Source organism: Roseburia sp. AF12-17LB (assembly GCF_003479605.1).
Taxonomy (GTDB): Bacteria; Bacillota; Clostridia; order Lachnospirales; family Lachnospiraceae; genus Roseburia_C; species Roseburia_C amylophila.
On sequence record NZ_QUHR01000025.1, the window covers coordinates 1 to 6,243 of the forward strand.

The 6,243-nt window shown below is 39.7% G+C and carries 7 protein-coding genes; 2 read left to right on the top strand and 5 right to left on the bottom strand.

All coding sequences use genetic code 11. The features are described 5' to 3' along the window. Nucleotides 1-142 precede the first annotated feature (142 nt). Together DWV68_RS14160 and DWV68_RS14165 are read right to left on the bottom strand one after the other, a co-directional pair. Complete coding sequence (locus DWV68_RS14160) at nt 143-1,441, bottom strand: tyrosine-type recombinase/integrase (protein WP_118056810.1); 1,299 nt, start codon at nt 1,439-1,441, stop codon at nt 143-145. An 84-nt stretch (nt 1,442-1,525) separates the two neighbouring features. After that, nucleotides 1,526-2,146: a helix-turn-helix domain-containing protein gene (locus DWV68_RS14165; RefSeq protein ID WP_005604344.1), complete on the bottom strand. Its 621-nt coding sequence runs from the start codon at nt 2,144-2,146 to the stop codon at nt 1,526-1,528. Between the two features lie 175 nt (nt 2,147-2,321). Between DWV68_RS14165 and DWV68_RS14170 the strand changes: the two genes are divergently transcribed. Next, a complete protein-coding gene (locus tag DWV68_RS14170; protein ID WP_005604346.1) occupies nt 2,322-2,552 on the top strand; it encodes a helix-turn-helix domain-containing protein in 231 nt (76 codons plus the stop codon). Nucleotides 2,553-2,902: 350 nt separating this feature from the next. Then, complete coding sequence (locus DWV68_RS14175; protein WP_105309368.1) at nt 2,903-4,429, top strand: MobA/MobL family protein; 1,527 nt, start codon at nt 2,903-2,905, stop codon at nt 4,427-4,429. An 85-nt stretch (nt 4,430-4,514) separates the two neighbouring features. Here DWV68_RS14175 and DWV68_RS14180 read toward each other — a convergent pair whose 3' ends face one another. The 3 genes from DWV68_RS14180 to DWV68_RS14190 form a co-directional block, all read right to left on the bottom strand. Continuing rightward, the gene (locus DWV68_RS14180; protein WP_105309369.1) at nt 4,515-5,201 is read right to left on the bottom strand and encodes an SdpI family protein; all 687 of its coding nucleotides are present in this window, start codon (nt 5,199-5,201) and stop codon (nt 4,515-4,517) included. Then, nucleotides 5,198-5,467 carry an autorepressor SdpR family transcription factor gene (locus DWV68_RS14185; protein ID WP_005604351.1) on the bottom strand — a complete coding sequence of 90 codons (270 nt, stop codon included), beginning with the start codon at nt 5,465-5,467 and terminating at the stop codon, nt 5,198-5,200. Before DWV68_RS14185 ends, DWV68_RS14180 begins: the two co-directional genes overlap by 4 nt. A 257-nt stretch (nt 5,468-5,724) precedes the next feature. Then, on the bottom strand, nt 5,725-5,964 hold the full coding sequence (locus tag DWV68_RS14190; protein WP_005604353.1) for a DUF6061 family protein: 240 nt from the start codon (nt 5,962-5,964) through the stop codon (nt 5,725-5,727). Nucleotides 5,965-6,243 lie beyond the last annotated feature (279 nt).

The following is a 6,243-nucleotide window of genomic DNA, read 5'->3' on the forward strand; positions in this document are numbered from 1 at the left end:
CAAACTTGAATTTATCTATTAACTCTCTTAACTTTCCCCTATTTTCAAGGCTTCCCGCCATTGAAAATTCTATATATGTATCCTTTTCCCTTGTTTTTGCCCTTATGGGATAATTACAAGGGAAAATTCATTATTCAGTTGTTTAATCGTTGCCTGCCACTTTATCAAGAAGTCTTGCGGAAGTCCGCTTTGCTTCCCTTGTAGCATGGGCGTAGACATTCATGGTGGTACTCACGTCTGAGTGTCCTAACAGTTCCTGCACATCCTTAGGCTGAGCCCCGTTGGATAAGAGGTTTGTCGTGTAGGTATGCCTCAGTGTGTGGAAATGGAAACCTTCAAGCTCCGGTACTTTTCTTCCTGCTGTCCGGCAGGCTGTTTCTATGGTTGCCGGAAGTTCCAGACAACCATCCTCCCTTAAGCATACAAGGAAGATTTCGGTGTAATCTTCCGGCACATTCTCTGTCATTCCCAAATGATAATACTCGTAATGCACCCGATTCTTTTCCATTACTTCTCTGTAAAAATTCCGCTGGTAGAGTTCCCCATAATGAAAACGGTTTTTGTGCTGTTCCTTTTTTGCATTCCTCAAAATATCTGCGAGGGTATCGCCAAAGTCAACAACCCTGATCTTTTTCCACTTTGTCGGACCGATTTCGTGCTTATGGGTAGCACCATTGTAGCGGATGCTCCTGCGTACAGTGAGATACTGTTCTTCAAGGTTGATATCCTGCCATGTCAGACCTGCTACCTCTCCAAGTCTGAGACCTGTAAAGTATGCTATCTGAACCGGAAGAATCGCATCCCCACTTCGTTTTCCAAGCTGTTCAATCAGTTTCCGGTACATTTCAAAGGAAAGCGGTTTAACCTTGTCTCTGTCTGTGGCTGTTTCATCCGCAAACAAATCCGTTTCTTCCTTTTTATGCCTCATCACCACATACTGCATTGGATTGAAGGTAATAAACTGTTTCGGAAATACCGCAAACCGGAATGACTGTTGCAATACTGCTGAAAATGACCTTACATAATCAATGGAATATCCTTTTGATATAAAATCTCCCACAGTGCCTCCAAATGAGAGCAAATCCATAAACTCCTGCAGGTGTACCGAAGTCACCGTTTTCAGTTTCCTTTTGCTGATAGGGTGTTGTTTGATTCTCCCAATTGTCTGAAGATAATTGCCAACCGTTCCATTACTCAATGTGCCTGTCTTTAATTCTTCCTCAGCCCACAGGTCAAGCAACTCTCCGAGTGTGATGTTTTCAGCCTTTGCAACAAACCGCTTGGCTTCATAATCCTCCATTGCCTGCCTCAACAGCTTTTCCGTTTCGCTTTTGTTTTCCGTACCTGCAAATTCCTTCTGCACCAGATTACCGCTTGCATCTTCCACATAGAAGCGGTAGTACCATTTCTTGCCTTTCTTTCTTACAGAACCTTTTGCCATAATCGTTACTCCTTTCGATATCGACAATCGGAACTGATGAAATGCTTTCTGCGTGTAAGTATATCATAACTCCGGTTGTCTAATCTATACCGGTTCGGAGTCTTTCTCTGAAAGAAGATTTGCAAGCCTTACGGCTGCCGTTTCGGGATTCTTGGAATAGAGCCTTACAATGTCGCCCATGTCGTTCAGTGCGTTTACCGTATGGGTGATTTCCCTAAGGAACATAATCTCATTATATTCCTGATTGGATTCAAACCCCATTACTTTTGCAATTGTGGCATCTTCCGTATTCCCTTTAAAATTCTTACAGGCATATTGAAAGGAATCAACGAATAATTCGTATTCCTTCAACATCAGCAGCAGTAAATCTTTGGAAAAATCCGCTTCGTCTGCCTTCATATCATAAGGCAGTTTGGAGAGAATGGAAGTCATGGTATCACGAATCTGTAATTCCCTTTTATCCGTAACATCACTTGTCATTTCTTCCGTCTCGCCCTTCAGCCACTCCACTGATACATGAAGTGCTTCCGACAGACCATCCAGAACAAGCTTCTTGGTGTTGTCAATCGTTCCTGCCTCATACCGCTGTATGGTGGAAGCGGTAACTCCCATCTTTTCTGCTATATAAGGCTGGTTGACACCTAATTCCAGTCTGCGTTGTTTTGCCCTGCTACCGATTAACTTGCGTAATTCTTTATCTTTCATTCTGATACGCCTCCTTTTTCGGTATGGCTAAAGTATAACACAGTAAAAGTAGCATTGCAATATGCAAGTTAATAATTGCTTTTAAAATTTCGTAACGCTTGACAAGAAGATATAAAAGTTATATAGTAGGCATAGTCACAAAATTGCATTATGCAATTCAAGAGGAGGTGTTTTAATGACAGAAGTGAAGATTGCACTGTCCATTGAGGAAGCTGCCGACTATACGGGTATCGGCAGAAATACCCTGCGGAAACTGGTAGAATGGAAAAAGCTTCCGGTATTGAAGGTAGGACGGAAAGTCCTTATCAAAACGGATATGCTTGAAAAGTTCATGACCGCCAATGAAGGCAGGGACTTAAGGGACAAAGGAAATGTCAGAGCTGTCACAAGAAATGTGACAAATTAAATAGGGACAGTCCTAAGACCATCCCTAAGGTATGTATCTGACCGAAGCCATGATATACCTACACGCAAATAGATTATACCATGTGCTTCCTCTAAGATACAACCGGAAATTTAAGAAGTGGGGAAGAAACTTTTTTATACAAGCCCTCGGCGTTTGAGAGCGAAATACACCCCTCGCACAAATCTTACGATTTGTACTCTGTGTATTTCGCCCTGCTGGGAGCTTTCGCCGACAGGCGGATATGTTCGTAGACAGGCTACCTATGTAGCCTACTCACTTTCACATTAGAAAGTTTCCCATCCTCATTTCTTGCAGCTTCGTACTTGGCAGATACGGAAAGGAGGAAGCACATGCCAAGAAATTCATTTATTCAGATGACGAAGCTCCACAATGTCCGGGGAAGAATTTATTATATTTCAAGCCCAAAGAAGCAGGAAAATCTGTATGCGGTATATGAAACCACAGACCGTAATTTTTGGACTGACCTTGCAAAATATAATCAGGCAGAATTTAAAAAAAGCGGTACGGAGGGGAAATGTATTGAGGCAAGGGAATTGATCATAGCCCTGCCGGAATCTTTTACGGAGTATCCTCCAGACAGACTGTTGCAGATATTTACAGACCATTTCAGACAGACTTACGGAACGGACTGTATCGCAGCCCTGCATCACAATAAGCGGAAAACCAACTATCACATCCATCTCATTTTTTCGGAGCGTACACTCTTGGAACAGCCCATAGAAAAGGTTGCCACCCGCAATATGTTCTATGACGAAAAGGGAAATCATGTACGCACCAAGAAAGAGATACTTGATGAAGAAGGAAATATCCGTAAAAGATGTAAGGTGATTCACAAAGGTGAGGTATACGAAAGACAGATTTTCTCCATTAAGGATAAACACTTCAAGGCTGAAAATTTCCTTGATACCGTCAAGCAGGATTATACCAATCTTATCAATCAGTATGTGTGGGATAAAAGCCAGCGGTTAGAAGTTTTTGAGCGTGGCGGTATGTATCTTGCCACCAAAAAGATTGGTAAGAACAATCCGAAAGCCACCGAGATTGAGGCAGACAACAGTAAACGCACCTTGTGGAATCAGACTGTTGACAGAGCGATTGTAACGGGTGTTTCCAAGTCAGAAATCATGCAGATAAAAAAGGAACGGATAACGGACAAGATTGTGGAATCCGTATGGCTTTACGGAAACAGACCGAATCTGTTATCTTCCATTATCGGTACTGCCATTGCAGTATTAGAACTGTTAATCTCCAAAGTATTTCTCAAAACTCTGGAGCTTGCAGATAAAGTAATTTCCAAAGAGCTTGAAGCAAGACCGGAGAACACAGATTTCAAAGAGCAGAAAGCTGTACCAGAAGAAAGCAGAAAGCAGACAGATACACCAAAGCCTGCCATACCGCCAAGACCACAGCCATCACCGGAAGCAGTTTCTTACAAGCACTTATGCGAAATTTATCAAAAGCTGCAAGAACAGAATAAAGCAATTTTTGCACTCGAGAAACAGCGAAGTGACCTTGAAATTGAACTGTCCGACAGCAAAGGTATCTTCAAAGCAAAAAGGCGTTCCGAACTTTCAACAGAGATAGCCGGATTGGAGGAACGTATTTCCCGAATGAAAGCCCGATTATCCCATATCGTAAAGGAATACGGGTATCAGAATGCGGAAGCCTTCTACAAAGCATTTCATAAGTCAGAGACAGCTTATGGGGATTATCAGGACAGCCTTAAGAATTGGAAACAACGGTATGGAGAAAAGCCGCAGTCTCTACACGATAGGCTTATATCTAAGAAACAGGACATAAAGGAGCGAGAGTTAACAAGACCATATTCTCCACCAAACCGTGGAAGGAGTAGATAACAAACGAAGGGAGGCAATTGCCTCCCTTCGTTTGTTATCTCTCCGTAAAAGACTGGAATTTCACCCTCTCGCATAAAGATACAAATTATTTTTTTATTTCCTTATCATATATCTTTTTTGAGTATACCACAGTTACAATTGTTGCTAATAATAAATAAATCAACATAAAGATTGTGCCAGTCATCCCACTTGTAAATACGGTTGTAATGATAGTCAATAACCCCGTAATAATAATACATATTGCACCAAAGCGGTTACTCTTTCTCCATGTATTATCATTGTGCATACTCCAAACGGTTCGAACTCCCACTACTGCATTTCGTTTTGCCTTTGTCATAAAATTTCCTAATACAATAAATATAATACCACACAAAATACATGAAACTTTTGCAATGTCAATAACCGCATGTTCACCACCTGCATTTGCCTGTATCCAAGAAGAATAAAGAATAAAATAATGCATAATCCCGAACATGATTGCTTGCGAAATTCCTACAACACATAATACCTTTGCAGAAGATTTTGTTTCCATCTGTTCCTTTTCTGTATTTGCATTTTTTGATTTTTTCTCAAACACATAGATTAGCAAGTGCCAAAACAGTGTAATAAACAAAATAATTACCGGAAAAATAAAGCTTTCTGTTTTACTTCCCCATCTGTCAGTGTTTCCCTCCAAGTCATGATGCATAGGTATAATATCAGGCATAAACTGTAGTACAACACTTGTAACTACAACTGGTATCATTGCTACTATCCACATTATTTTTTTCATACTTTTTTTCCTCCAAACTGGTTAACCCATATAATTAATTCATCGAAAACCGTAGTGTTGATTTCATAATAAACAAAGTTTTTCTCTTTATATTCAGATATCAAGTCTGCGTTTTTAAGTAATTTTAAATGATAAGAAAGAGCAGCCGGTGTAATCTGTAATTTTTCAGCAATCTCTCCGGCATTTAATCGTTCATTTCTCAACATAATAAGAATGTCTCTTCGCTGGCTATCTGCCAATACTTTAAAAATGTTAGTTTCTCCCATATCTTTTACCTATTTAAAACTTTCTTTAAATAGATTTTAGCATGCTATTTGTTTTTGTGCAAGAACTATTTAAAAATAATTTTAAATAGAGGGGATACACTGAAAAATCAATGTGTCCTCTCTATTTACCTTAAGGCAAAATTCAAACATCTAGAAACTTAAGATTCCTGCCTCTTATTATGGAATAACCGTACGTTCTATATATTTTTCTGGAATTTTTAGTACTAGACCTCTATCATGATATTATATTAGCAAAATCACCACGTATCTAAACGATCCTCTGCATCAACCCATACTTGCATTTCTCCATCCAAGTATAATCTTGCATATTCTAATGGATTATCAATAGCCAAAGCATTCAACGAACACTGGGAGCCGGGAGTAGTTCTCAATCCTTCCTCTGCCTTATTGCAATCAATTCTAAGCACTACATTTTCAAACGTGGTTACATCTATGCTATTACATTGCGGATTATATCTTGCATAAATCAATCTCATATCTTATCTGTCCTTTCCTTAATTTTCTAAAAGTTTTGAAAGCATTTCAATCCGTTCTTCCTGCCATTTTCATTTCATGTTATAATTTGTTACTGGATTTTCTTTCCCTTAATTTTGCCCTTGTGAGCATTCGTAACATGAGGGAAAAGGATATAACACAAGGGAAAGCATAAGGGCAAACTCACTCGCTACAAATTTAGCATTTTCAAGGGGTTGCGGACTTCACGAGGATAAGATATAACAGTTAATAAATGTTATGAATTAAGTCAAATCAAAACT

Coding starts and splice junctions, on each gene's coding strand:
- DWV68_RS14180 (WP_105309369.1), bottom strand. CDS start 5,201: ATGAAAAAAATAATGTGGATAGTAGCAATGATACCAGTTGTAGTTACA.
- DWV68_RS14190 (WP_005604353.1), bottom strand. CDS start 5,964: ATGAGATTGATTTATGCAAGATATAATCCGCAATGTAATAGCATAGAT.
- DWV68_RS14175 (WP_105309368.1), top strand. CDS start 2,903: ATGCCAAGAAATTCATTTATTCAGATGACGAAGCTCCACAATGTCCGG.
- DWV68_RS14165 (WP_005604344.1), bottom strand. CDS start 2,146: ATGAAAGATAAAGAATTACGCAAGTTAATCGGTAGCAGGGCAAAACAA.
- DWV68_RS14185 (WP_005604351.1), bottom strand. CDS start 5,467: ATGGGAGAAACTAACATTTTTAAAGTATTGGCAGATAGCCAGCGAAGA.
- DWV68_RS14170 (WP_005604346.1), top strand. CDS start 2,322: ATGACAGAAGTGAAGATTGCACTGTCCATTGAGGAAGCTGCCGACTAT.
- DWV68_RS14160 (WP_118056810.1), bottom strand. CDS start 1,441: ATGGCAAAAGGTTCTGTAAGAAAGAAAGGCAAGAAATGGTACTACCGC.